Annotated in this window: 20 protein-coding genes and 1 pseudogene; 14 read left to right on the top strand and 7 right to left on the bottom strand. The window is 70.9% G+C overall.

Going from position 1 to position 24607, the window contains the following annotated elements:
- Positions 1–43: 43 nt before the first annotated feature.
- Genes tgmA through NP777_RS44570 form a run of 4 tightly spaced genes read left to right on the top strand, consistent with a single transcriptional unit; the run spans position 44 to position 2828 of the window.
- Positions 44–349: a putative ATP-grasp-modified RiPP gene (tgmA, locus tag NP777_RS44585; protein WP_256655919.1), complete on the top strand. Its 306-nt coding sequence runs from the start codon at positions 44–46 to the stop codon at positions 347–349.
- Positions 349–1308, top strand: a complete 960-nt coding sequence (tgmB, locus tag NP777_RS44580) for an ATP-grasp ribosomal peptide maturase (protein ID WP_256655918.1) — start codon at positions 349–351, stop codon at positions 1306–1308. Before tgmA ends, tgmB begins: the two co-directional genes overlap by 1 nt.
- Positions 1298–2485 (top strand): ATP-grasp peptide maturase system methyltransferase, encoded by a 1188-nt coding sequence (gene tgmC, locus NP777_RS44575; RefSeq protein WP_256655917.1) that lies wholly within the window; start codon positions 1298–1300, stop codon positions 2483–2485. The genes tgmB and tgmC overlap by 11 nt, the downstream gene beginning before the upstream one ends.
- A complete protein-coding gene (locus NP777_RS44570; RefSeq protein WP_308405391.1) occupies positions 2427–2828 on the top strand; it encodes a DUF6087 family protein in 402 nt (133 codons plus the stop codon). Before tgmC ends, NP777_RS44570 begins: the two co-directional genes overlap by 59 nt.
- 21 nt (positions 2829–2849) lie before the next feature.
- Here NP777_RS44570 and NP777_RS44565 read toward each other — a convergent pair whose 3' ends face one another.
- From NP777_RS44565 to NP777_RS44555, 3 genes are all read right to left on the bottom strand, one after another.
- Positions 2850–3239: a DNA-binding response regulator gene (locus tag NP777_RS44565; protein WP_256655915.1), complete on the bottom strand. Its 390-nt coding sequence runs from the start codon at positions 3237–3239 to the stop codon at positions 2850–2852.
- A gap of 87 nt (positions 3240–3326) precedes the next feature.
- Positions 3327–5081, bottom strand: a complete 1755-nt coding sequence (gene metG / locus NP777_RS44560; protein ID WP_256655914.1) for a methionine--tRNA ligase — start codon at positions 5079–5081, stop codon at positions 3327–3329.
- 158 nt (positions 5082–5239) lie between these two features.
- Entirely contained in the window at positions 5240–7333 is a 2094-nt protein-coding gene (locus tag NP777_RS44555; RefSeq protein WP_256655913.1) for a VWA domain-containing protein, read from the bottom strand.
- 426 nt (positions 7334–7759) lie between these two features.
- Between NP777_RS44555 and NP777_RS44550 the strand changes: the two genes are divergently transcribed.
- A complete protein-coding gene (locus NP777_RS44550; protein ID WP_256655912.1) occupies positions 7760–9835 on the top strand; it encodes a PhoX family protein in 2076 nt (691 codons plus the stop codon).
- A gap of 26 nt (positions 9836–9861) precedes the next feature.
- Here NP777_RS44550 and ligD read toward each other — a convergent pair whose 3' ends face one another.
- Positions 9862–10800 carry a non-homologous end-joining DNA ligase gene (gene ligD, locus NP777_RS44545; protein ID WP_256655911.1) on the bottom strand — a complete coding sequence of 313 codons (939 nt, stop codon included), beginning with the start codon at positions 10798–10800 and terminating at the stop codon, positions 9862–9864.
- Positions 10801–10956: 156 nt separating this feature from the next.
- On the opposite strand from ligD, the gene NP777_RS44540 reads away from it, so the two are divergent.
- Complete coding sequence (locus NP777_RS44540) at positions 10957–12006, top strand: LysR family transcriptional regulator (RefSeq protein WP_256655910.1); 1050 nt, start codon at positions 10957–10959, stop codon at positions 12004–12006.
- 112 nt (positions 12007–12118) lie between these two features.
- Here the strand turns inward: NP777_RS44540 and NP777_RS44535 are convergent, their stop codons facing one another.
- From NP777_RS44535 to NP777_RS44525, 3 genes are all read right to left on the bottom strand, one after another.
- On the bottom strand, positions 12119–13183 hold the full coding sequence (locus tag NP777_RS44535; protein WP_256655909.1) for an endonuclease/exonuclease/phosphatase family protein: 1065 nt from the start codon (positions 13181–13183) through the stop codon (positions 12119–12121).
- Positions 13184–13279: 96 nt separating this feature from the next.
- The gene (locus NP777_RS44530) at positions 13280–14812 is read right to left on the bottom strand and encodes an ATP-dependent DNA ligase (protein ID WP_256655908.1); all 1533 of its coding nucleotides are present in this window, start codon (positions 14810–14812) and stop codon (positions 13280–13282) included.
- Between the two features lie 49 nt (positions 14813–14861).
- On the bottom strand, positions 14862–15362 hold the full coding sequence (locus NP777_RS44525) for a DUF7144 family membrane protein (RefSeq protein ID WP_391858700.1): 501 nt from the start codon (positions 15360–15362) through the stop codon (positions 14862–14864).
- A 273-nt stretch (positions 15363–15635) separates the two neighbouring features.
- On the opposite strand from NP777_RS44525, the gene NP777_RS44520 reads away from it, so the two are divergent.
- The 8 genes and pseudogenes from NP777_RS44520 to NP777_RS44485 form a co-directional block, all read left to right on the top strand.
- Complete coding sequence (locus NP777_RS44520) at positions 15636–18392, top strand: SpoIIE family protein phosphatase (protein ID WP_256655907.1); 2757 nt, start codon at positions 15636–15638, stop codon at positions 18390–18392.
- A gap of 253 nt (positions 18393–18645) precedes the next feature.
- A complete protein-coding gene (locus NP777_RS44515; RefSeq protein ID WP_256655906.1) occupies positions 18646–20241 on the top strand; it encodes a sensor histidine kinase in 1596 nt (531 codons plus the stop codon).
- A gap of 14 nt (positions 20242–20255) precedes the next feature.
- Positions 20256–20684 carry a roadblock/LC7 domain-containing protein gene (locus NP777_RS44510; protein WP_020869870.1) on the top strand — a complete coding sequence of 143 codons (429 nt, stop codon included), beginning with the start codon at positions 20256–20258 and terminating at the stop codon, positions 20682–20684.
- On the top strand, positions 20681–21040 hold the full coding sequence (locus NP777_RS44505) for a DUF742 domain-containing protein (RefSeq protein ID WP_256655905.1): 360 nt from the start codon (positions 20681–20683) through the stop codon (positions 21038–21040). Before NP777_RS44510 ends, NP777_RS44505 begins: the two co-directional genes overlap by 4 nt.
- A complete protein-coding gene (locus NP777_RS44500) occupies positions 21021–21665 on the top strand; it encodes a GTP-binding protein (RefSeq protein ID WP_391858699.1) in 645 nt (214 codons plus the stop codon). The genes NP777_RS44505 and NP777_RS44500 overlap by 20 nt, the downstream gene beginning before the upstream one ends.
- Positions 21662–22960, top strand: coding sequence for a cytochrome P450 (locus NP777_RS44495; RefSeq protein ID WP_256655904.1), 1299 nt, complete (start codon positions 21662–21664; stop codon positions 22958–22960). The genes NP777_RS44500 and NP777_RS44495 overlap by 4 nt, the downstream gene beginning before the upstream one ends.
- A gap of 146 nt (positions 22961–23106) precedes the next feature.
- Complete coding sequence (locus tag NP777_RS44490; RefSeq protein ID WP_256655903.1) at positions 23107–24321, top strand: helix-turn-helix domain-containing protein; 1215 nt, start codon at positions 23107–23109, stop codon at positions 24319–24321.
- 105 nt (positions 24322–24426) lie between these two features.
- A pseudogene (locus NP777_RS44485) lies at positions 24427–24607 on the top strand (ATP-binding protein); the annotation flags it as partial.

Below are 24607 nucleotides of genomic sequence, written 5' to 3'. Positions count from 1 at the left end.
AGGCGCGCGAAAAAACAGGCACTTCCGACAGAAGGAGAAGACTGTGTTCAACTACATGGACCGATTCCCCACAGGCAGCCCGATTCCGCAGGGGCACCCGACCGTTGCCCCCTGGGGCTTGCGTCGCATTGCGCCGTACCCACCCTTCGAAGGATACGACTACGCGGAGGTGACGCTGGATCCTGTGACTCAAACCGCCCAGTACTTCGATGTTTCCGGGGCACCGACCATGGCTCCGGGGCACGGCACATCGTCCGGTACGAACCCTCCGACAGGCACCACGGGGCAGGGCGACCGCGCTGGCGGGGACGCTCCAGACAGCGACACGGGGAACGACACCGACCAGTGATGAAGGACGAATCTCCGATTGTGGTCGTCACGAACATCGATGACCCGACCGCCGATCTCGTGATCGCCGAACTGCATGGCCGGGGTGTCCCGGTCGTGCGGTTCGACTCCGGTGACTTCCCTGCCACTCTTTCTTGCTCGGCCTACATCGGCGGCACTGACGTGTGGCAAGGAAGCCTGCGGACCCCGAGCAGGCGCGCCGAGTTGGGCTCGGTGCGGTCCGTGTACTACCGGCGCCCCTCCGGGTTCGCGTTTCCTCACCTCAACAGGCAGGACGAGCGCTTCGCCGTGGCCCAGGCCCGCTACGGGCTGGGCGGCATCCTGACCTCCCTGCCTGACTGCCTGTATGTCAACCACCCCAACCGCATCGGCGACGCGGAGTACAAGCCCGCAGGACTCGCCGCAGCGGCGGCGGCCGGGTTCGTTCTGCCTCCCACGCTGATCACAAACGTCCCGGACGACGCACGGGCATTCGTCAAGGAGAACCGCTCGGTCATCTTCAAGCCGTTGTCCGTTCCGCTCTATCTGATCGACGGCGTAGCTCAGACGGTTCCCGTGCGGGAAGTGACGGTCGACGAGATCGACGACTCGGTGGCCGGCACCATGCATTGCTTCCAGGCCCGTGTGGACAAGGTCGCGGACGTTCGGGTCACGGTCATCGGCAAGCGGATCTTCGCGGTACGGATCGACTCCGGCCTCCTCGACTGGCGGACCGATTACAGCACTCACATGTACTCGCCCGTCTCCGTACCGCTCGCGATGGAGCGAGCGATGCGTGCCTACTTGAAGCACTTCGGGCTCGTCTTCGGGGCGTTCGACTTCGCTTTGGCCGAGTCTGGAGAGTGGACATTCATCGAGTGCAATCCTTCGGGCCAGTGGGCGTGGATGGAGCCCCCGACAGGTTTGCCCATGACGGCCGCGCTCTCAGATCTTCTGGAAGGAGGGCTCCGTGACCGCTGAGCCCGGCATCGCGGCAACCGCGGCTGACCTCCGTCGACAGCTCGCAGACCGGCTTGAGGAGAACCGCTTGCTGCGGTCGCCTCAGTGGCGGGCGGCCATCGAGACCGTGCCTCGTCACGTGTTCGTTCCACGGTTCTATCGCGAGAGCGACGATCCTGGCCTCACCACGTGGGAGCCGATCACGCCAGAGATTGTCGGCCAGGAGGAATGGCTCCGGCTCGTCTATACCGACGAGACATGGATGACGCAGTTCGAGGGCCGGGACATCGACTGGAGCGACCCGCAGCCGATCAGCAACTCCACTCCCACTTCGTCGTCCACGCTCCCAAGCCTCGTCGTCCGGATTCTCCAAGACCTGGGTGTACAGGACGGCATGACCGTGCTGGAAATCGGTACGGGAACCGGCTATTCGACGGCGCTGATGTGCCACCGGCTCGGCGATGAGGCTGTGACCTCCATCGAGACGGACGAGGGAGTGGCGCGGCGGGCTCGCGAGGCCCTCCACCAGTGCGGCTGGACCCCCCGTCTGCTCGTGGCGGACGGCCGTGCTGGGGAACCCGAGGGCGCACCGTATGACCGACTGATCGCCACGTGCGGCCTGCGGAACATCCCTCCGGCCTGGCTGGAGCAGGTGCGGCCAGGCGGCGTCATCCTCACTACCCTTCGCGGCTGGATGCGCTCTCTTGGACTCGTCAAGCTGGTCGTGACCGGGGACAGTGCGAGCGGGTGGTTCAGCGAGGACGACCCGAGCTTCATGATCGCTCGCCAACAGGACGCGCCCGAGAACCTCGGCATGATCCCGGGCCCCGAAGACGGCACGAAGCGGGAGGCCGAGTACGGTCCCGAAATCCTCACCCGTACCGGCCCCGCCTTTATGACGCAGCTCGCGGCGCCGGACGCCCGCTTCTTCTCCATGTCGGTCGATGGCGGCCCAGTGAGCACATTCGTGTTGGACAGCGTCACCGACTCCTTCGCTGTCCTCACTCCATCCGACAGCGCCTGGCAGGTTCGCCAGGGTGGCTCGCGCCGCCTCTGGGATGCGGTGGAATCAGCTGTTTCCACCTGGCAGGAGTACGGGTCGCCGAACAGCTCTGCGTTTGGTGTGACGGTCTCCCACGATGCGCAGATGGTCTGGCTCGGAAGTCCGAACGGCCCCCGGTGGCCGCTACCCTCCTGATACAGCCACCATTGATCCGAGGGACGACAGGATGGACGACGAACCGCTGACGGAATGGGCGGAGCGCCGTGACGCGAAGATCGGTCGGCTTCGTGCCGTGCCTGTCGTCTCCGGCGAGCGGCCCAGGGGGTCGCATACGAACCCGGACTCGCCCCGTGCAATCGAACGGTGGAACGGGTACACCTGGGAGCCTTACGGGTTCGCCTCCAACCTGGTCGAGGCGAAGGCCATCCTCTACCCGGAGTCCAACGAGCCGCCGCCCCCAGTGTCGGGACCGAGGCCGCTGGGATCCGGTCGTGGCAAGCACAGAAGGCCGCAGACGCCGAGGTCGGATCGACGCTGACCAGCAAGTGGAGCCCGGGGGTCACTGGAGGAAGGACTCGGTCAGCCGCCGGTCCACGCCGCACGGCTCGCCCCGCTCCGCGCGGGCGGCCCGGTGTACGGCGCGCAGCAGACGTTTCGGGGTGGTCCGGTGCTGCCATAAGACGGCCCGTACGCCGTACTCCATCACCGCCATCAGCTCCGTCTCGCGCAGCTCGCCCGCGACCAGGACCACCCGCTGCCGCCCGCCCCGCACCAGGTGGCGCAGCTCCGCCCCGGCGCGGGCGTCGAGGCGTTCGGCGAGCATGACGGCCACCGTGCCGGTCCGGCGCGTCAGCTCGACGCTGGGCTGCTGATGCAGATGACGGACGACCCCGGCCCGCGCGAGCGGGTCGGGGCCGTGGACCGACACCGTGACACATGGGTCCGGCACTGGGTTCCTCGACTTCCCGGTGGACGTTGCCTCCACAGGGTCATCAAGCGGGCTAAACGTACGGTTGCCGAACGATCGACGCCGCCGTCAATTCGCTTTGGGCTCTGTGGGCTCCTCGGGTGCCGTCGGCTCCTCCGTGCCGCCGAAGCGCTGCCGGTAGGACTCCAGGTCCTCCTCGGTGATCTTCGCGAAGAGCACCGGGGGAACGGTGAAGGCCGTGCCCGCCGGGACCGACGCCAGCGCCTTCGCCTCCTCCTGGCCGACCCAGGTCGCGGTGTCCTCGCCCAGCGCGAACGCCGACCGCATGGCCCGCGCCGAGGCCGGGATGAACGGCTCGGAGACGATCGCGTAGAGGTGGATGAGGTTCATCGCCGTACGGAGGGTGAGGGCCGCGGCCTCCTGGTCGGTCTTGATCTCCAGCCAGGGGGCCTTCTCCTCCAGGTAGGAGTTGCCCGCGCTCCACAGGGCCCGCAGCGCCGCCGCGGCCTTGCGGAACTGGAGCGTGTCCATGTGCTCCTCGTACTCCGTCAGCAGCCGCGCGATCTCCTCGCCCAGGCGCTGCTCCGCCTCCCCGGCGGCCTTCCCGGCCGGGACCTCGTCGCCGAACCGCTTGCGCGAGAAGGACAGCACGCGGTTGACGAAGTTGCCAAGGGTGTCGGCCAGGTCCTTGTTGACGGTGGCGGTGAAGTGCTCCCAGGTGAAGGAGGTGTCGTCGGACTCCGGGGCGTTCGCCATCAGGAAGTAGCGCCAGTAGTCGGCGGGCAGCACCTCGAGCGCGGCGTCGGTGAACACCCCGCGCTTGGCGGAGGTGGAGAACTTCCCGCCGTAGTACGTCAGCCAGTTGAACGCCTTGACGTAGTCGACCTTCTTCCAGACGTCCCGGGTGCCCAGGAGGGTGGCCGGGAACATCACCGTGTGGAACGGGACGTTGTCCTTGGCCATGAACTCCGTGTAGCGGACCGTCCGGTCCACGTCGTACCACCACGACTTCCAGTCGCGGTTCGCCGGGTCCTGGTCCGCCCACTCCTTCGTCGCTCCGATGTACTCGATCGGGGCGTCGAACCAGACGTAGAAGACCTTGCCCTCGGCCGCCAGCTCCGGCCAGGTGTCGGCCGGCACCGGCACGCCCCAGTCCAGGTCACGGGTGATCGCCCGGTCCTGGAGCCCCTCGTTCAGCCACTTGCGGGCGATCGAGGAGGCCAGCGTCGGCCAGTCCTTGCCGTGCTCGTCGACCCAGGCGGCGACCTCGTCCGCCAGCTTGGACTGGAGGAGGAAGAGGTGCTTGGTCTCCCGGACCTCCAGATCGCTGCTGCCGCTGATCGCGGAGCGGGCGTCGATCAGATCGGTCGGGTCGAGCACGCGGGTGCAGTTCTCGCACTGGTCGCCGCGGGCCCGGTCGTAGCCGCAGTGCGGGCAGGTGCCCTCGATGTAGCGGTCGGGGAGGAAGCGGCCGTCGGCGTTGGAGTACACCTGGCGGATCGAGCGCTCCTCGATGAAGCCGTTCGCCTTGAGCTCACGCGCGATCGTCTGGGTGATCTGCACGTTCTGCGCGGAGGAGCTGCGGCCGAAGTAGTCGAAGGCCAGCCCGAAGCCGTCGTAGATCGCCTTCTGCGCCTCGTGCTGCTGGGCGCAGAACTCGTCGACCGGCAGCCCGGCCTCCTTGGCGGCCAGCTCGGCGGGGGTGCCGTGCTCATCGGTGGCGCAGATGTAGAGGACGTCATGGCCGCGCTGGCGCATATAGCGGGAGTAGACGTCGGCCGGGAGCATGGACCCCACCATGTTGCCCAGGTGCTTGATCCCGTTGATGTAGGGAAGGGCGCTGGTGATGAGGTGTCGAGCCATTGCAGGCTGCTCCCGAGTCGATACGGCAAGTGACAATTCGCTCTGCTGAGCCGCCCATATCGTATCCGAGCGACGGGGGCCACCCGCGCGGCGTTTTTCCGCGACGGATGACCCCCGGGGTGGCGCCGGTGCGGCGCCTGGCTGGGTGAGGTCGCTCGTCAGCCCCGCGCGCGGGCGGCCAGCCAGCCCGGGAACTTCTTCAGCAGCTCCCGGTACAGCTCGGCGTCGGCGACCGTACGGGGGTCGAGCCCGGCGTGGAAGAAGCCGGTGTTGTCGACCGCCCGCTTCTCGGGGACGGCGAGGGCGGGCGAGGTGTCCAGCTTCCGCAGGAAGTCGAACCCCTTCGCCTCCGGGTCCCCGAACGCCAGGAACTGCCAGAACAGCGGCAGCCCCGCCGCCTCGCACAGCGCCTTCTCGGCGGCGGTCTTGGTGGTGGGCGCGCCGTCCGTCTGGAAGATCACGAACGCGGGGTCGGTGGTGCCGGACGCCTTGTAGTGCTCGATGACGGCGTTGACGGCGGTGTGGTAGTTCGCCCGCCCCATGTGCCCGAGCGAGCCGTGCAGCTCCTCGATGCGGCCGGCGTGGTTGTCCAGTTCGAGGTCGGCGGTGCCGTCGACGTCGGTGGAGAAGAACACGACGGGCACGGTGCCGCTGGTGTCGAGCTGCGCGGACAGGGCGAGCGCCTGCTCGGCGAGGTGCGACACGGTGCCGTCCTTGAAGTACCCCCGCATGGACCCGGACCGGTCCAGCACGAGGTAGACGACCGCCCGCTGCCCGCCCAGCCCACTCTCCTGAACGGCCTCCCCGGCCGCGCCATACGACCCGACCAGCCCAGGCGCCCGCGACGTGAGATCGGCGAGGGGGATGGCGGCGGCGGTCGCGTTGGCCTTGGCGGCGGTCGTGGATGCGTCGGCGGTGGCGGTGGCGGCGGCGGCCGCCACGGGCGCGGGCGCGGCGTCGGCCTCGGGCGCGGGCGCGGCGTCGGCCTCGGGCGCGGGGTCGCTTGCGGCTGTGGGTTCGGCGTCGGCTTCGGGCTTGGCTGCGGCCTTGGGTTCGGCGTCGGCCTTCGGTTCGGCTGCGGGTTCGGCGTTCGTCTTGACGGGCTCGTCGGCTGTGGGGGCGGCGGCGTCGTCGGCCTCTGCCTCCGCCTCGGCGTCGGCCTTGGGCGCGGGGTCGCTTGCGGCTGCGGGTTCGGCCTTCGTCTTGGCGGGCTCGTCGGCGTTGCCGTCGGCCTTGGGCTCGTCGTCGGCTTCGGGCGCGGGGGCACTCGCGGCTTCGGGCTCGGCGTCAGCCTTGGGCGCGGCATCGGCGTCGGCGTCGGCTGCGGGCGCAGGGTCGCTTGCGGCTGTGGGCTCGGTGTCGGCCTTCGGTTCGGCTGCGGCCTTGGGCTCGGCGTCGCTCGCGGCTGCGGGTTCAGCGTTCGTCTTGGCGGGCTCGTCGGCTGTGGGGGTGACGTCGTCGTCGGCCTCGGCCTCTGCCTCGGCCTCTGCCTCGGCGTTGGCACTCGCCTCCGCCACCGGGGCCGCCGTGGTGTTGGCGTCAGCCTCTGTGGGTGCCTCAGCCTTGGGCTCGGCGGTTTCTGCTGCCTCAGCTTCGGGCTCGGCCTTGGCCGTGGACTCGGGCGCGGCAGCGGGCTCCGGTGCGGGGGTCTCCGTAACCTCGGCCTTGGACTCGTCGTCAGCCTCGCCAGCCGTCGCCTCCGCGGCCGACGCATCGGCGGCGGGCTCCGCCTTCGCCTCGGGCTCCGCCTTCGCCTCGGGCTCCGCCTCGGCCGCCGGTTCGACGTCGGCTGCGGCGGGGGCCGCGGCGTCGTCATCAGCCGTAGCCGTGGGGGCGTCAGCGTCGGGCTCGGCCGTGGTCTCTGCCTCGGCGGCGGGCTTGGGCTCGTCCGCCTTCGGCTCCGGCTTCGGCTCGGCGGCGGCCGGTGCCGCCGCCTCAACCGGCTTCTCCTCGTCGGCCGTTGACGTGTCCTCGTGCGCGGGGGACTTCAGGATCTCGTCGAGGGACTTCAGCGGGGCGGACAGGGCCGGGTCGTGCCCGGACTCGTCGTCCCGCGAGTCCCGCGAGTCCCGGGAGTCCTGCGAGTCCCGCGAGTCCTGTGCCGGGGGCGCCGTGTCCGTGTCCGTGTTCGCGTCCGCGTCCGCCTCCGCGGTCGGCTCGGGCTCCCGCTCAGCCTTCGGCTCAGACGCAGGCTCCGCCGCACGCTCGGGCTTGGCCTCCGACTCGGGCTTCCCCTCAGCCTTCTGGTCCACCGTCGGCTCCGCCGACCCCCGCTTCGCCGACCCCCGCTTCGCCGACTCCGGTTGGGGGTCCCGGACAACCGCAGCCTCCGGCGCAGCGGAAGATTCGTCCACCCCCGTGGTTCGGGAGCGGCCGAAAACTTTGCGCAGTAGGTCCCGTATGCCCATGGGAGATACCTCTCACGTGTCGAGTGCGGTGCATGGCGGTGCATGTCCGTGGTGCCGAAAGGCTAGCGGGCCATTCGGCGGCCCTCTTCCGCCGATTCCGCTCGCGCTTCGTTCACCTCTGGTTCAGGCGTTCGTCGCCACCATGCGGTTCTACGCCCATAGCTTCGCCGCCAAAGGATCCCGACGTCATGTCGGCCCGGACCGCGTCGGCGTACTCCCATGCGGGACCCGGCGAAGCCCATACGTGAACACCCTTACGGAGGGGAAGACGTGCGCAACCTCCTGCCGCTCATCAGCTCACACCCGGGCGGTCGTTCCGCGCTGACGTGCCGGTACCGCTGTGGCGACGCCTGCCTTCACGAGACGCCGAACACCAGCGACAACGCATACGTGGGCGATGTCATCGCCGGTGCCGCCTCGCGTCGTGCCCTGCTGCGGGCCGGTGCCGTGGTGACCGTGGCGGCCGCGACCGGTGCCGTGGCGGTGGAGCGGGCGCCGCAGGCGTCCGCAGCGACGGGCGGTGCCGCCGCGGAGCACAAGGCCGCCGCGACGGGCAAGGCCGCCCGCGGCCTCCGCTTCGCGCCCGTCGCCCCCAACACCGAGGACACCGTGGTCGTCGCCGACGGCCACGACCAGAACGTGGTGATCCGCTGGGGCGACCCGATCCTGCGTGGCGCGCCCGCGTTCGACCCGGACAAGCAGAGCGCCAAGGCCCAGGCGGGCCAGTTCGGTTACAACAACGACTACATGGCGGTCCTGGACGTCCCCGGCGAGCGCGACCATCAGCTGCTCGTGGTCAACCACGAGTACACCGACGAGGTGCTGATGTTCGCCGGGTACGACCCGGCGAACCCCACCCGCGAGCAGGCCGAGATCGGCTGGGCCGCGCACGGCCTGTCCGTGGTCGTGACGGCCGAGGAGCGCGGTCTCGGCCGGCTCACCGCGCTGTCCCGCCACCGCCTCAACCGCCGTATCACCGCGACCACTCCGTTCGAGGTCACCGGCCCGGCGGCGGGCAGCGAGCTGCTGCGCACCTCCGCCGACCCGACCGGCAAGCGGATCCTCGGCACGCTGAACAACTGCGGCGGCGGCATCACGCCGTGGGGCACGGTGCTCTCCGGCGAGGAGAACTTCAACCAGTACTTCGCCAATGGCGGTTCGGTCACCGACCCGGCCACCGCGGCCCGCCTCAAGCGGTACGGCATCACCGGCGCCGCCTCCGAGCGCAAGTGGGAACGGTTCGACGACCGTTTCGACGTGGCCAAGGAGCCGAACGAGACCAACCGCTTCGGCTGGGTGATCGAGATCGACCCGTTCGACCCCGAGTCCACCCCGCGCAAGCTCACCGCGCTGGGCCGCTTCAAGCACGAGGCCGCCGAGCCCCGGCTGACCACCGATGGCCGTCCGGTCCTCTACATGGGCGACGACGAGAAGTTCGACTACTTCTACAAGTTCGTCTCCGCCAAGCGGATGATGAAGGGCAACAGCCGCATCGCCCGCGAGCACAACCGCACGCTGCTGGACGAGGGCACGCTGTACGTCGCCAAGTTCACCGGTGACAGCCCGTCCGCCGAGATCGACGGCTCCGGAAAGCTCCCCGCGGACGGCGAGTTCGACGGCGCCGGCGAGTGGATCCCGCTGGCCTGCGGCGACCGCTCCTTCGTGGAGGGCATGACCGCCGAGGAGGTCTACGTCTTCACCCGCATCGCCGCCGACAAGGCGGGCGCGACGAAGATGGACCGCCCCGAGGACGTCGAGCCGAGCCCGCGCACCGGCCGCGTCTACATCGCGCTGACCAACAACACCGACCGCGGCAAGGAGGGCAAGGCCCCCGCCGACGAGGCGAACCCGCGCAACGGCAACAAGCACGGCCAGATCCTGGAGCTGACCGAGCGCTGGAACAACGCGGGCTCCACCCGCTTCAACTGGCGGCTGTTCCTGGTCTGCGGCGACCCCGAGGACCCGAGCACCTACTTCGGCGGCTTCCCCAAGGACCAGGTCAGCCCGATCTCCTGCCCGGACAACATCACCTTCGACGCGTACGGCAACCTGTGGATCTCCACCGACGGCAACGCGCTCGGCAACCACGACGGGCTGTTCGGCGTGGCCACGGCGGGCAGCCGCCGCGGTGAGGTCAAGCAGTTCCTGACCGTGCCGAACGGCGCCGAGACCTGCGGTCCGATCGTGCAGGACCGGCGGGTGCTGGTGGCCGTGCAGCACCCGGGCGAGATCGACGGCGCGAGCGTGGAGAAACCCGCGTCCACCTGGCCCGACGGTCCGGGCAAGCTGACCCGGCCGTCCGTGATCAGCGCCTGGCGGCGCGACGGCGGCGACATAGGCGCCTGACCCCGCACTTCTTCCAGCGGAGCGCCTTAGCCCTCGCCCTCCGCGAGCCGCCTCAGCCGCTCGCGGGGGCCGCGCAGCGAACGGCCCCTGGTGTCCGTACGGGCCCAGGGGTCGTCCGCGATCCGCTCGCCGGCCGTCCGCAGCGTCCAGCGGTCGGCCCTCAGCTCCGGGTCGTCCAGCTCCCGCGCGTCGATGGGCGTGGCCACCGGCGCTCCCGGCCGGGCGCGTACCCCGTACGGGCTGACGGCGGTCTGCGCGTAGGCGTTGCGCTGGGTGTCCAGGTAGAGCCGGCCGCGCCGCTTGGCCTTGCGCGGCTCGGTGGTGAGCCGGTCCGGGTGGCGGGCGGCCAGCAGCTCGGCGGCGTCGCGGGCGAAGGACCGCACGGTGTCGAAGTCGGCGCGGCGGTCCAGCGGGACGATGACATGCAGCCCGCGCGAGCCGGTGGTCATGAGCAGCCCCGGCAGCCCGAGCTCGCCGAGCAGCCCGCAGCAGCGGCGGGCGGTCCAGCGCACCTCCTCGAAGCCGGCCTCCCCCGCCGAGGGCGGATCGAGGTCGAGGACCAGCCGGTCGGGGTGGTCGGGCCGGTCGGCCCGGGAGAGCCAGCGGTGCGGGGTGACGCACGCCTGGTCGGCGAGGTAGAGGAGGGTCGCGGTGTCGTCGCAGACCACATGGGTGACCTCACCGCCCTCCTTGGGGAGCACGGCGCGGCGCACCCAGTCCGGAAAGTAGTCCGGTGCGTTCTTCTGCATCAGCGGCTTGCCGCCGATTCCGTCCGGATGGCGTTCCATCATCAAAGGGCGGCCGCGCAACTGCGGAATGATGCGCCGGGAGACCGAGCGGTAGTACTCGACGAGGTCCCACTTCGTGATCCCGTCCTCGCGGAAGAGCTCTTTTTCCGGCCGACTGACTCGTACGGTGTGGCTCCCGGTCCTGACGTTTCGCGCATCGGTCCGCTTCTCGCTCATATCGGACCCGGGTAACCACATGGATCGCTGACTAAACTCTGGAGTCAGGAAAACGGGAGAAGTTGAAAAGCGGGGGAAATCATGGTGAGACCAGGTTCGGTCGGCCCGCCGACGACGGATCGGCGCGGCCGCTGGGCACAGAGCCCGCTCGCGCTGATGGACACCACAATGGACCAGTTGCGCACCCTGATCATGGTCCATGAGGCCGGTACGGCGCTCGGCGCGGCACGGATTCTGGGCCGTGAACAGTCCAGTGTGCAAAAGCAGATCGACACCATGAACCGGAACTTTCGCGAGCTTTGCGGCGAACCCCTCATACTCAAGCAGGGGCGCGGCAAGGACGTGCTGTTCACCGGCACCGGAGAAGCCCTGGTCGAATTGGCGCGCGGAACTCTCGGCGACTGGCTGGACGGCATCCATGAGTCGCGGCGGCGCCTGGGAAAAACGCTGATGGTGGGCACCACCCGATTTACCCTCAGCTATCTGGCGGGCGCCGGGGAGCGGGTGGCCGAGGACTTCCGGCAGCGCGGTATCGAGCTGAAGGTCGGCCATGTGCGCACCCGGGACGTGCTGGCCAAGCTGCGCGCCAAGGATGTGGACCTGGTGTGCGGCTCCGTGGTGACCCGGCCCGAGGGCGACGACGAGCTCGCCGCCTTCGACGTGATGGAGTGGCGGCGCAGCGGGGTCTCGCTGCTGACCAACCTCTCCGAGGCCGAGCTGCCCGGCCCCACCGCCCCGACCAGCGCGCTGCGCACCCTGCCGCTGGTGGTCTCGGCGAGCGGGCTGATGGCCGGGGTGCTGCACACCTGGTTCGGCGGCGACTACCGCGGCAAGCTGCGCATCGCGGCCGAGATCGACACCGTCAACTACGGCTTCGAACTGCTGCGCTCCGGGCTGCTGCGGGGCTGCATGCTGGTCACCAAGGGGGTCGCGGACGCGGCGGGCGATCCGAGGGTGGTGTACGGCCGCGGGCTGCGCGCCGTCGAACTGGTCAATGACACCGGGCCCCGGCTGGAGGTGCTGCTGGGCGCGTTCACCCGGCGCGGGGAGCGCGCGTCCTATGACCAGGCCCATCCGCTCAATCTGCTCTGGGACGCGCTCGCGCAGGAGAACGCGCGCTGGCAGCGGGAGCAGCGCTGGCCCACGGCGGGTCTGGAGCCCGATCCGTTCGAGTTGGCCAACTCCTACGACCCGAGCGAGAGCTGAACCCCCGACCGGCCCGTGACCCCCCTGATCAGCCCCTGAGACCCTGGCCGGCCCCTGAGCCCCCTGATCAGCCTCTGAGACCCCGACCGGCCCCTGAGCCCCCGCTCAGCCCTCAGCCCCGCGGCCCGTACAGGTCCAGCTCCACCAGCAGCGCCCGGTGGTCGGTGTGCGGCAGATCCAGGAACCGGGCGGTGCGCGGTCGCAGCGCCCGGCTGACCAGGACGTGGTCGATCTGCGCCCCCAGGACCGGGGTCGTGGTGCTCGGCCAGCTGGGTGTGCGGGACACCCCGGTGGCCCGTGCGCTGTCCCGCAGCCCGGTGTCCAGCAGGTCCCGGAAGGCGGCGTGGTCCTGGGTGGCGTTGAAGTCGCCCGCGATCAGGGTGGGTTCCCCGCCCCGCCCGGCGGCGTAGGCCCGCAGCCGTCCCAGCTCGGTGCGCCAGAGGTCCAGCTGACCCGGCATCGGCGGCATGGGATGGGCGACCTGCGTCCGCAGCCGTTGCCCCGCGACCCGGACGACCGCGCCCGGCATCCGCAGCGTTCCGCGCACCCCCTCCGCCCGGGTCAGCGGATGGCGGCTGAGGATCGCCGAGCCCGCGGCGGCGCTGTCGCCGAGGGTGATGTTCCGGTACGGGTACGCCCTGCGGACGGCGGCCGAGTCCAGCGCCGCGGCGCACCGCGGATCGCACTCCTGCACCGCCACCAGGTCCGGCCGCTCCCGGCGCAGCGCGCTCAGCAGCCCCTCCCTGGCCTGGCCGAACTCGAGGTTCGCGGTCATCACCCGCAGCCGGGCGAGGACCGGTCCGCGCGGCTCGGGCGGCGAGCCGCCGTCGTACGGCTGGATGAACCATCCGGTGGCCGCCGCTGCCGCCAGCGCCCAGCCGCACCCCAGCGGCCAGCGCGCGGCCGTGCTCAGCAGCAGTCCGAGCGCCGCCGGGACCAGCAGCCAGGGCAGGAAGGCCAGTAGCTGCGGTATGGGGGTGATGCCGTCGGTGTCCGCGGCCCGGCACAGCACCACCGCGCTGACCACGGCCAGCGGTGGCACCGCGGACCAGGCCGCCCACCGCCGGGCCCGTCCGCCGGGGAGCCGTAGCAGCCGGCCGACGGCGCTCCGGGCGCCGCGCGGTGCCCGTGGGCGGCCGGGGCCCGCGGCTCGGTCCTCCGCGACTGTCGTCTCCACACTGGGCCTCTCGATCGGGGCGGGGGCGCCGCACATTCTCTCCCACGCATTGGTGAGGCGGCCCTGAGTTCACGCCGAGGGAGGCGAACAACTGTCTCAGCGCAGCGCCAGCACCGTCTCCACCGTGTCCGCCTGGTCCGCCGGTTTGTCCTCCCGGTAGCGCAGCACCCGCGCGAACCGCAGCGTGACGCCCGCCGGATAGCGGGACGAGCGCTGGAGCCCGTCGAAGGCCACCTCCACCACCAGCTCCGGCCGCACCCGCACCACCCAGCCGTCGTCGCTGACCGCGATCCCCAGCAGCGCCTCCGTCTGCCACTCCAGCATCACGTCGGTGAGCCCCTTGAAGGTCTTGCCCAGCATCACGTACGTACCGTCCGGCGCCCGCGCGCCCAGGTGGAGGTTGGACAGCTTCCCGGTGCGGCGGCCGTGCCCCCACTCCGCCGCCAGCACCACCAGGTCCAGGGTGTGCATCGGCTTGACCTTCAGCCAGGACGCCCCGCGCCGGCCCGCGCCGTACGGTGCCTCAAGACCCTTGACCAGCACCCCCTCATGCCCCCTGGCCAGCACGTCCGCGGCGAACTCCCGTGCCGCCCGCCGGGTTTCCGGATCCGCCGGGTCGTCGGCCACCAGCCGCCGGACCCGGCGGGGCCCGGGGGCGATCCGGGCCAGTTCGGCATGGCGCTCGTGGGTCGGGAGGTCGAGCAGATCGCGGTCGTCCACCACGAGCAGATCGAAGAAGACGGGGGAGAGCGGCAGCGCCGCCGACGCCCCGGCCACATCGAGCCGTGAGCCGACCCGGCCGGAGGTCTCCTGGAACGGCCGGGGCCGCCCCTCGGCGTCCAGCAGGATCACCTCGCCGTCGAGGATCGCCCGGTCCACCGCCAGCTCCCGCGCCGCCGTGACCACCTCGGGCAGCCGCTCGGTGATCTCGTCGAGGGTGCGGGTGTAGATCCGTACCGCCTCGCCGTCCCGGTGCACCTGCACCCGGATCCCGTCCAGCTTCTCCTCGACCGCGCACGGCCCCAGCCGGTCCATGGCCTCGTCGAGGTCCTTGGCGCTCTGCGCGAGCATCGGCAGCACCGGCCGCCCCACCTCGAGCCGGAAGTCGGCCAGCGCCTCCGGGCCGCGCGCCAGCAGCGCCCCGGCCACCGCGCCCAGCGAACCGCCGAGCATCACCGCCCGCCGCACCTCGGCGGCCGGGGCGCCGACGGCCTCGGCGAGCCCCTCCACGGCCAGCCCCTCCAGCGCCCCCTGCCGCAGCTCCCCGCCGATCAGGCCGAGCAGAAAGCCCTGCTCGTCCTTGGTCGCGGCGGACAGCAGCTCGCCCACCAGCCGCTTGCGGGTCGCCGTCGCACCGGTGCCGGAGACCGCCGCGACCCGGCTCAGGGCCTCGTCCACGTCCAGCACCGCGAGCGTCGGCTCGGCGGCGGGTTCCCGCCGGTGGCGCAGGGTGGACCAGCCCACTCCGGTGCGCCGCTGGGGCAGCTTGCCCGCGAGGTAGGTGATCACCACGGCCGCCTCGGCCGGTTCCGTGCGCCGGAACAGCCGGGCCAGCGCGGCGATCTTCTCCGAGCGGGCGGCGGTGGCCGCGACCTGGCGGGAGGTCAGCGCCACATCAGCCAGCAGCATGGCTCCAGCCTGCCCCGCGCCCCGCCGGGAAACCAGGCATCGCGTCCCTTCAGCCGGTGTGTCCCGTCTCGGGGCGTCCGGTCTCGGGGCGTCCGGTCTCGGTGCGTCCCATCTCCGCGCGCCCCGCGCCACCACGGCTCGGCCCGGCGCACAGCGCCCAGATCACCAGGGCGTCGATGATGAGCAGCACCGTGGCCCAGACCGGGTAGTAGGGCAGCCACAGGAAGTTGGCGATCAACGCGAGACCGGCCAGCACCACGCCCGTGACCCGGGCCCACATCGCACCGGTGAACACCGCGAAACCGGCGACCACCACGGCGATCCCGAGGGCCAGGTGGACCCAGCCCCATCCGGAGAGGTCGTACTGGAAGATATAGCTCCGTGTGACCAGGAAGACCCGGTCCGTCCGGATGGCCGAGATGCCCTGGGCCAGGTTCATCAGGCCCCCGAAGATCATCATGACCCCCGCGAAGACAAGCCATCCGCTCACCGCCCGGTGCATATGGCCCGGAGCGGCCCCTGTCTGAACTCCACCGGCGTGACTGGCCATGTCGGGCTCCTTCGTCCGGCGCGACCGGCGCCGCCACGACGCCGATTCGCGGCAATAAGGGTGAATTACCCTTTTTTAGATTTGCATACACGCCCGTCGTCGGCACCTCGCCCGCCGTGAGATCGCCGTGGACGCGTCGCGGAGTGCCGTGGATTCGCCGTGGATTGGCCACCGGAACGGAAAGTCGCGCATCATGTGCGGACGGTGACGGTCGCCTGGCCGCGCCGGAAGCGACATTCGCCTTCCAGGAATTCCCGGTGTAGATGTATGTGTATGGCCCGGTTTATGGGTCGATCGTGGGCTGCCCGCATGTTCCCCGGTCGGCGCCCACGGAGTCGGCGGCGGGAACGCCCGGAGGTGGCGGGCCGGCGCTTTCGATCGTGGCTGAACGTGCGCAGCGTCGCCGGGCAGGTCTTCATCCTGCAGCTCGTGATCGTGCTGCTGCTCGGCGTGGCGGCCACCGTCGCCCTGGTGCTCCAGGTGCGGCACGACGCCACCGACGAGGCTCGCAGCCGGTCCGTCGCGGTCGCCGAGTCGTTCGCCAACTCCCCCGGGATCGTCCGGGCCCTGCACAGCCCCAACCCCACCAAGCTGCTCCAGCCGAAGGCCGAGGCCGCCCGGAAGAGATCCGGGCTCGACTTCGTCGTGGTCACGAACGACAAAGGCATCCGGCTCACCCACCCCAAGCTCAACCGGATCGGCAAGCACTACGTCGGCACCATCGACCCGGCGCTGCACGGGCACACCACCACCGAGACCGGCCCCGGCACACTGGGCGAGGCGATGGACGCCGTGGCGCCCATCTTCGACAGCCACCACAAGGTCGTCGGCGCGGTCGGCGCGGGGATCACGATCAAGAAGGTGAGCGGGCTCGCCAACCGTCAGCTCCCGCTCCTGGTCGGCGCCGTGTCCGCCTCGCTCGCGCTCGCCACCGGCGGCACCGCGCTGGTGACCAAGCGGCTGCGGCGGCAGACCCGCGGCCTGGACCCGATCGAGATGACGCGGATGTACGAGCACCATGACGCGGTGCTGCACTCGGTGCGCGAGGGTGTGCTGATCGTCGGCGGCGACGGGCGGCTGGTGCTCGCCAACGACGAGGCGTCCCGGCTGCTCGAACTGCCGCCGCGGCCGGAGGGGCGGCTGGTGGACGACCTGGGCCTGGAGCCTCATGTCGCCGACGTCCTGGCCTCCGGACGCGATGTCACCGACGAGGTGCTGGTGGCCGGCGACCGGCTGCTGGCCATCAACAACCGGCTGACCGACCGCGCCGGCGGCCCGCCCGGCAGCGTCGCCACCCTGCGCGACTCCACCGAGCTGCGCGCCCTCTCCGGCCGCGCCGAAGTGGCCCAGAAGCGGCTCAAGCTGCTGTACGACGCGAGCGTGGAGATCGGCACCACGCTCGATGTGAGCCGCACCGCCGAGGAACTGGCGCAGGTGGCGGTGGACCGCTTCGCCGACTTCGTCACGGTCGACCTGGCGGAGCCCGTGGAGCGCGGCGATGAGCCGCTGGCCATCGGCGGTGTCGAGATGCGCCGGTCGGCGGTCCACGGAATCCGGCCCGACCACCCCTTCTATCCGGTCGGCCGGGTGTTCGCGTTCGTCCCGTCCTCGCCCCAGGCGTACGGGCTGAGCGGGGGCGAGCCGGTCGTGGAAGCCGATCTCTCCGAGGCCACCGGCTGGCAGGCCCAGGACCCCGAGCAGACCGCGAAGGTCATCGAGTACGGCGTCCGGTCGCTGGCCACCGTGCCGCTGCGGGCCCGTGGCGTGCTGCTGGGCGTGGTCAACTTCTGGCGGATGAAGCAGCGCGAGCCCTTCGAGCAGGAAGAGGTGTCCCTCGCGGAGGAGCTCGCCTCGCACGCCGCGGTCTGCATCGACAACGCCCGCCGCTACACCCGCGAGCACACCATGGCGGTGACCCTCCAGCACAGCCTGCTGCCCCGCGCGCTGCCCGGCCAGAGCGCCCTGGATGTGGCCTTCCGCTATCTGCCGGCGGAGTCGGGGGTCGGGGGCGACTGGTTCGACGTCATCCCGTTGCCGGGGGCGCGGGTGGCGCTGGTGGTGGGTGATGTGGTGGGGCACGGTCTGCACGCGGCGGCGACGATGGGGCGGCTGCGGACGGCGGTGCACAACTTCTCCACGCTCGACCTCCCGCCCGATGAGATCCTCTCCCATCTGGACGATCTGATCGCGCGGATCGACCAGGACGAGGGTCCTGGTGGGCCGGACGGCGACGGCAGCGGTGGTGGAGGTGGCAGTGAGGGCATCACGGGAGCCACCTGTCTGTACGCGATCTACGATCCGGTGACGCGGCGCTGCACGATGGCGCGGGCCGGCCATCCGCCGCCCGCGCTGGTGCGTCCGGACGGTCCGGTGGAGTTCCTGGACCTGCCCGCGGGGCCGCCGCTGGGCCTGGGCGGGCTGCCGTTCGAGACGGCCGAGCTGGAACTGCCCGAGGGCAGCGATCTCGTCCTCTATACGGATGGGCTCATCGAGGACCGCCGCCGGGACATCGAAACGGGTCTGGAGATGCTGCGCCGCGCCCTGTCGCACCCCGGCCGGACTCCCGACGAGATCTGTACCGAGGTGCTGGACGCGCTGCTGCCCAGCAATCCGAGCGATGACATCGCCCTGATCGCCGCCCGTACCCGGGTCGTGGGCGCCGACCGTGTGGCCTCCTGGGAGGTGCCGTCCGACCCCGCCGCGGTGTCCGGGGTGCGCGCCGAGGTGATGCGGAAGCTGGCGGAGTGGGGGCTGGACGAGGCCGCGTTCACCGCCGAACTGGTGCTCAGCGAGCTGATCACCAACGCCATCCGGCACGCCACCGGGCCGATCCGGGTGCAGGTCCTCCGCGACCGCGCGCTGATCTGCGAGGTCTCCGACACCAGCAGCACCTCCCCGCATCTGCGGTATGCGGCGATGATGGACGAGGGCGGCCGGGGGCTGTTCCTGGTCGCCCAGTTCGCCGAGCGCTGGGGCACCCGCTACACCGCGGACGGCAAGGTCATCTGGGCCGAGTTGGCGATTCCGTAGCGCCGTCGGGCGGGCCCGACGAGGGCGGCGTCAATGTCGGCGTCAATGGCAGAGTCAATGGCAGCATCAATGGCAGCGTCATATGCGTCCGGAACATGACGCTCGGCAGCGCCTCGATTTGACGGGCCGTCATGATCCATGTTCTGAGAGGGCCAGGTCAAACCGACGTGACTCTACTAACATGTGGCGCCCACGGCTTGATGTCCGCGTGGTCCAGCCAAAAACCCTCAACGCGCCCATGAGGACCTGATAGATGTCAGCACACATATCCAGCCATCCGCACAAAGGGCCCTCGGTGACGCGCGGGGCCCTGACCGTCCCCCTGCTGGCAGTGGTCGTCGCCGCCGGAGCGGGGCTGTGGTTGACCACCGCGGTGCCATCCGCCCAGCGCGCCTTCGTCGCCGTCTTCTGCGGAGCCGCCGCCGTGCTGCTGGGGGTGGCGCTCGCCGTCGCCGCCAACCGTTCGCGGACCATCGACCGTCTCCAGGAGCGGGTCACCTCGCTGGAGACCGCGGCCGCCGCGCAGGAGATCGAGGCCACCCGGCTCGCTGAGGAAACGATTCCGTCCGCGGTGCGGCAACTGCGCGAGGGCGGCTCGGTGGAAACCGTGGTCACCCGCATGGAGCGCCCCACCAGCCGGGCCCATCAGTACCTGCTGCGGACCCTGCTGCGCGAGATCGGCGACGGTGAGCGGATGCGCGCCTCCGCGATGGCGGCCTGCGCCAACGCCGCGGGGCGCGTCCAGGCGCTGGCCACCAGCATGCTGGCCGACCTCAGAGAGATGGAGAACCGCCACGACGAGACCGTCCTCGGCGATCTGCTGAAGCTGGACCACACCACCGCCCAGGCGGGCCGGATCGCGGACAGCATCGCGGTGCTGACCGGTGCCCGGTCCGGACGCCGCTGGACCAAGCCGATCGTCATGGAGTCCGTGCTGCGCGGCGCGATCGGCCGGATCAGCGCCTTCCAGCGGGTACGGGTCCACTCGACCAGCAACGCCGCGGTGGCCGGTTACGCGGCCGAGGGCGTCATGCACGCCCTCGCCGAGCTGATGGACAACGCGGCCAGCTTCTCGCCTCCCACCGAGGAGGTGCATGTGTACGTCGAGGAGACGCACGCGGGCGTCGTGGTGACCGTCGAGGACGGCGGCCTGGTGATGGGCCCGGCCGCCCTGGACCGCGCCCAGAAGGCGGTCTCCTCCGAGAGCCTGGACCTGATGAGCCTGTCCGGCACCCGGCTGGGCCTCGCGGTCGTCGGCTGTCTGGCCCGTAAGCACGGGCTCACCGTCTCCTTCCGGCCGTCCGCGCGGGGCGGCACCGGTGTCGTGGTCCTGATCCCGCAGCAGCTGGTCACGCACATCAACCAGGACGCCGTCGTCCTCGACGCGCCGGGCACCGTCCGCACCGGGGTCCCCCGGCAGGCGTCCGCCACGAGCGCCGCGTCCACCGCCACGGTCGCGCCCGCCCCGACCGCGCCCGCCCCGGCCGCCTCCCCGTCCCCGTCGCCGTCCCTCTCGCCGGAGACCGATCCGTCCCCGTCCCCGTCCCCCTCGACGGAGCCCTCCGCGGAGCCCTCGCGGGTCAACGGGCTGCCCAAGCGGCGCCGTGGCGAGACGCTGGCCGCCGCCACCCGCGCGGCCGCCCAGTCGGCCGAGACGGAACCCAAGCCCAAGACCAGCCGTCCACGACCCGAGGAAGCCGGAGCCCGCTTCGGCGCCTTCCGCCAGGCGGCCCGCGGTACTTCCACCGCCGGTGCGCCGTGTGACACCGAGCCTTCGGTATCCGCAGATCACACCGAGACCGCCGAGTCCGCCGAGTCCGCCGAGCCTGCCGAGAACGACAAGCCGTGACAGAAGGAACGCCGATGAACACCACCGACCGCAGCTTGGACTGGCTGTTGGAGAACCTGCTGGAGAAGACCCCGGGCTCGCGCCACGCCCTGGTGCTGTCACGGGACGGTCTCAAGCTCTGCCTCTCCTCGGGGCTCTCCGTGGACCAGGCCGATCAGCTGGCGGCCATCGCGTCGGGCATCCAGAGCCTCGCCCATGGCGCGTCCATCGAGTTCGGCGACGGAAGCGGCGGCGTACGGCAGTCGATGACGGAGTTCCACGGGGGGATTCTGTTCATCGTCGAGGCCGGGGAAGGTGCCCATCTCGCCGTGGTGGCCCATGACGACGCCGATGTCGGCATCATCGGCCACAACATGAACGAGCTGGTCGAGCAGATCGGCGACCATCTGCGGGCCGCTCCGCGGGTGGAAGCGGGCGGCAGCGGCGGCGGGGCGAAGGCATGATCCGAGGCCCGCTGGACAAGGAGGGGCCGGACCGGCTGTACACCGTCACCGGCGGCCGCAGCCGGGCGGACGAGAGCCGCTTCGACATGGTCACGCTGATCGTCAGCGAAAGCGATCCCACCCCCGGAATGCAGTCCGAGCACGTCAAGATCCTGCGGATGTGCCGCCGCCCCCTGTCGGTCGTGGAGATCTCCTCGTATCTGGAACTGCCCGTCAGCGTGGTCAAGATCCTGCTGTGCGATCTGCTGGACACCGGCCGGATCACCGCGCGCCATCCGCATACGGCCCGCCCCGGCGGCCGGCTGCCCGGGCCCGAAACCCTGAAGAAGGTGCTCGTTGCACTCCAGAATCTCTGAGAACACCGTCAGCACCCCGCTCCCCGGTGCCGCCGGGCACGCCCCGCTGCTGGAGAGCGCGAGCAACGGCCTGAAGATCGTGATCGTCGGCGGGTTCGGCGTCGGCAAGACGACGATGGTGCAGTCCGTCAGCGAGATCCGCCCGCTCAGCACCGAGGAGACGATGACGCAGGCGGGCGTCGGCATCGACGACGCCTCGTTCGTGCGCCACAAGACCACCACCACGGTGGCCTTCGACTTCGGCCGGATCAGCCTGGACGAGCAGATGGTGCTCTATCTGTTCGGCGCCCCGGGCCAGGAGCGGTTCTGGTTCCTGTGGGACCGGCTGTTCTCCGGGACGCTGGGCGCGGTCGTCCTGGTGGACACCAACCGGCTCTCCGACTCGTGGTACGCGCTGGACCGGCTGGAGCACCACGGCACCCCGTTCATCGTGGCCCGCAACAACTTCACCGAGCCGCAGCACACGCTGGAGGAGGTGCGCGAGGCCCTCGACCTCTCGCCCGAGGTGCCGATGATCGAATGCGACGCCCGCAAGCGCGACTCCAGCAAGGCCGTACTGGTCGCGCTCGCCCGCCACCTCTACTCCCTTTCCACCAACGGCGCCGCCGGGGAGACCACCGCGTGACCACCCCTGACCCCACGCCCCCGCCGGACGGTCCGCCCGGGGCCGCGCCCGAGCCCGTCTTCCCGTCGGCCCCCGCGCCGCCCGACGGGGTGGTGCCCGCCGGGTCGGTGCCGCTGGACTACCAGCGGTTCCGGGACGAACCGATGGAGCTCTACCGCGAGCTGCGCCGGGACCACGGCCCGGTCGTGCCCGTCCTGCTGGACGGCAAGATCCCCGTCTGGACGGTGCTCGGCTACCGCGAGGTGGTCCGGGTCACCACCGATCCCAATCTGTTCGCCCGTGATTCCCGCCGCTGGCACTCCTGGCATCTGGTGCCGCCCGACTGGGAGTTGACGACCTTCGTCGGCTACCGCCCGACCATGCTGTTCAGCGAGGGCGCCGACCACCAGCGGCGGTCCGAGGCCATCTGCGACGGTCTGGCGTCGGTGGACCAGTTCGAGCTGCGCGCGGGGTGCGAGCGCGTCGCCGACCGGCTGATCGACACCTTCGCGGGCAGCGGCCGGGCCGATCTGGTGGCCGAGTACGCCAGCCAGATCCCGCTGCGGGTGGTCACCCGGCTCTACGGCCTGGACGACACCGAATCCGCCGCCATCCAGGACGATTCGCTCCACCTCACCGGGAACGACGCCCCCATCGCGCTGCAGAAGATGCAGACCCGGATGGAGGCGCTGATCAAGCGCGTCCGGGAGAACCCCGACCAGGTCAACGTCGCCGCCCATCTGGTGTCCCACCCCGCCGGGCTCACCGACGACGAGATCATCAACGATCTGCTCGGCTCCATCTACGCCGTCCAGCAGCCCACCAGCGACCTGATCGGCAACGCCCTCCGGCTGATGCTGACGGACGAACGGTTCGCCATCACCCTCTCCGGCGGCCGCCGCAGCGTCGGCCAGGCGCTCAACGAGGTGCTGTGGGAGGACACCCCCGTCCCGTTCTGGATGGGCCGCTGGGCCGCCGAGGACACCATGCTCGGCGGCCGTCGCATCCGAAAGGGCGACTGCCTGATGCTGGGCCTCGCCGCGGCCAACGGCGACCCCGACGTCCGCCCGGACTTCCACTCCGGCGCCGGCGGCAACCAGGCCCATATGGCCTTCAGCCACGGCAAACACGGCTGCCCCCCGGCCGCCCGCGAAATCGCCGAGGTCATCGCCACCGCCGCCATCGAGGTCCTCCTCGACCGCCTCCCGGACGTCGCCCTCTCCGTCCCCGCGGACGAACTCGAATGGCGCGTCACCCTGATGATGCGCGGCACAGCCGCCCTCCCGGTCGAGTTCACCCCGGCCCATCTGCACTGACCCTTCGTCCCGGCCTTGTCCCCCGGCGGTGCGTTGCCACCGCTGGGAGACAAAAAGGGCACCGGATTTCCCATATGGCGCGGGCGAGGGCGTAGCGTGGAAGCCACATTCGCCCGATATCTGATGGTGAGTTGGGGGCCGGGGCCATGGGCTGTGAGGACGAGCGGGGGCTCGGGGACCGGATCGCTCGGTTCCGGGTCCGGCGCAAGCTCACTCAGGAGCGGCTCGCCGAACGGGCGGAGCTGTCCGTGGACGTGGTGCGCAAGCTGGAACAAGGACAGCGGCAGACGGCGCGGCTCTCGACGATCAACGCCCTCGCCCGCGCACTCGATGTGGAACCGTCCGTACTGATCGGTCAGCCGACCACCTTCGAGGCCCGCCAGGAGGGCGACTCGCCGTCCGTGCTCGCGCTGCGGCAGGCCGTCTCCCCGCTGACCGAACTCCTCGGCGAGGACGCCGACCCCGAGGCTCCGCCCACCGTCGGCGCGCTGCGCGCCGCGTTACGTTCCACCGAACGCATCCGCCGCGAGGGCCGGATGGCCGAAATCGGCGTCCTGCTGCCCCAACTCATCCGGGACGCGAGGACGGCGGCCCGCGCCCACAGCGGCGCCGATTCCGCCGCGGCTCATGCGGTGCTGGCCGAGGCGTATCAGGTGGCGGCCACCACGCTGGCCGCACTGGGCAAGGAGGATGCCGGTTTCACGGCGCTGGAGCGCTCCATGGAGGCCGCCAGGCGGTCGGACGATCCCCGCCTCGAGACCATGGGCGTCTCCACGTTGTCGTGGATCCTCACCAAGCAGGGCCGACTGGAGGACGCCGAGCGCGTCGCCGTGACCGCCGCCGAGCGGATCGAGCCAGGATTCCGGTCCCGGCCCATCGATCTGTCCCTGTGGGGAATCCTGCTGCTGCGTGCGGCGACCGCGGCCGTGCGACGCGGCAAGCACGACACCGTGGAAGAACTGCTCAACATGGCGACGGCCGCCGCCTCCCGCATCGGCGAGGACCGCCTCGACTACGCCACACCGTTCGGCCCGACCAATGTCGGTGTCGCCAAGGTCAACTTCCTGGTGGAGATGGAGCGCGGCGCGAAGGCGCTGACCGCGGCCCGTGCCGTTCCCGAACTCCACCGGCTTCCCCCGACGTGGCGCGCCCGGTTCCACGTCGACCGCGCCCTGGCCTGTGTCGACCTCGGCAAGGACGACAGCGCCATTCGCGCTCTCCTGGCCGCGGAGGGCGACGCACCGGAGTGGATGCGCTACCACGGAACGGCCCGGCGGGTGGTTGCGGAACTGCGGGGTCGTGAGCGCCGCCGCACCTCCCCCGTGACCGAATTGGCCGACCGGCTCAATCTGGAGGGGTAGGACACGGCGTCTCACCCGCGCGGCAATGTAGTACGTACGGTCACTGTTCGGTCGCTCTCGGCGGTCATAGCGTGCGCTCACGTTCAGAGAACCGCGAGGTCCGCCATGATTGTGACCACCACCGCCCGCTCCTCCGGGCACCCCGGCTACACGGAGACCCTGCCGTGCACGCCCCCGAGTGCCGCCACGGCTCGTCGTCTCGTCCGTACGGCGCTGGCGGTCTGGGGCATAGGGCACTGCACCGACGCCGCCACCCTCATCGTCTCCGAGCTGGTGGCCAACGCGG

The organism is Streptomyces rugosispiralis, assembly GCF_024505145.1.
Classification (GTDB): Bacteria; Actinomycetota; Actinomycetes; order Streptomycetales; family Streptomycetaceae; genus Streptomyces; species Streptomyces rugosispiralis.
The sequence above is the reverse complement of the archived record's forward strand: the minus strand, read 5'-3'. Positions and strand labels throughout refer to the sequence as shown.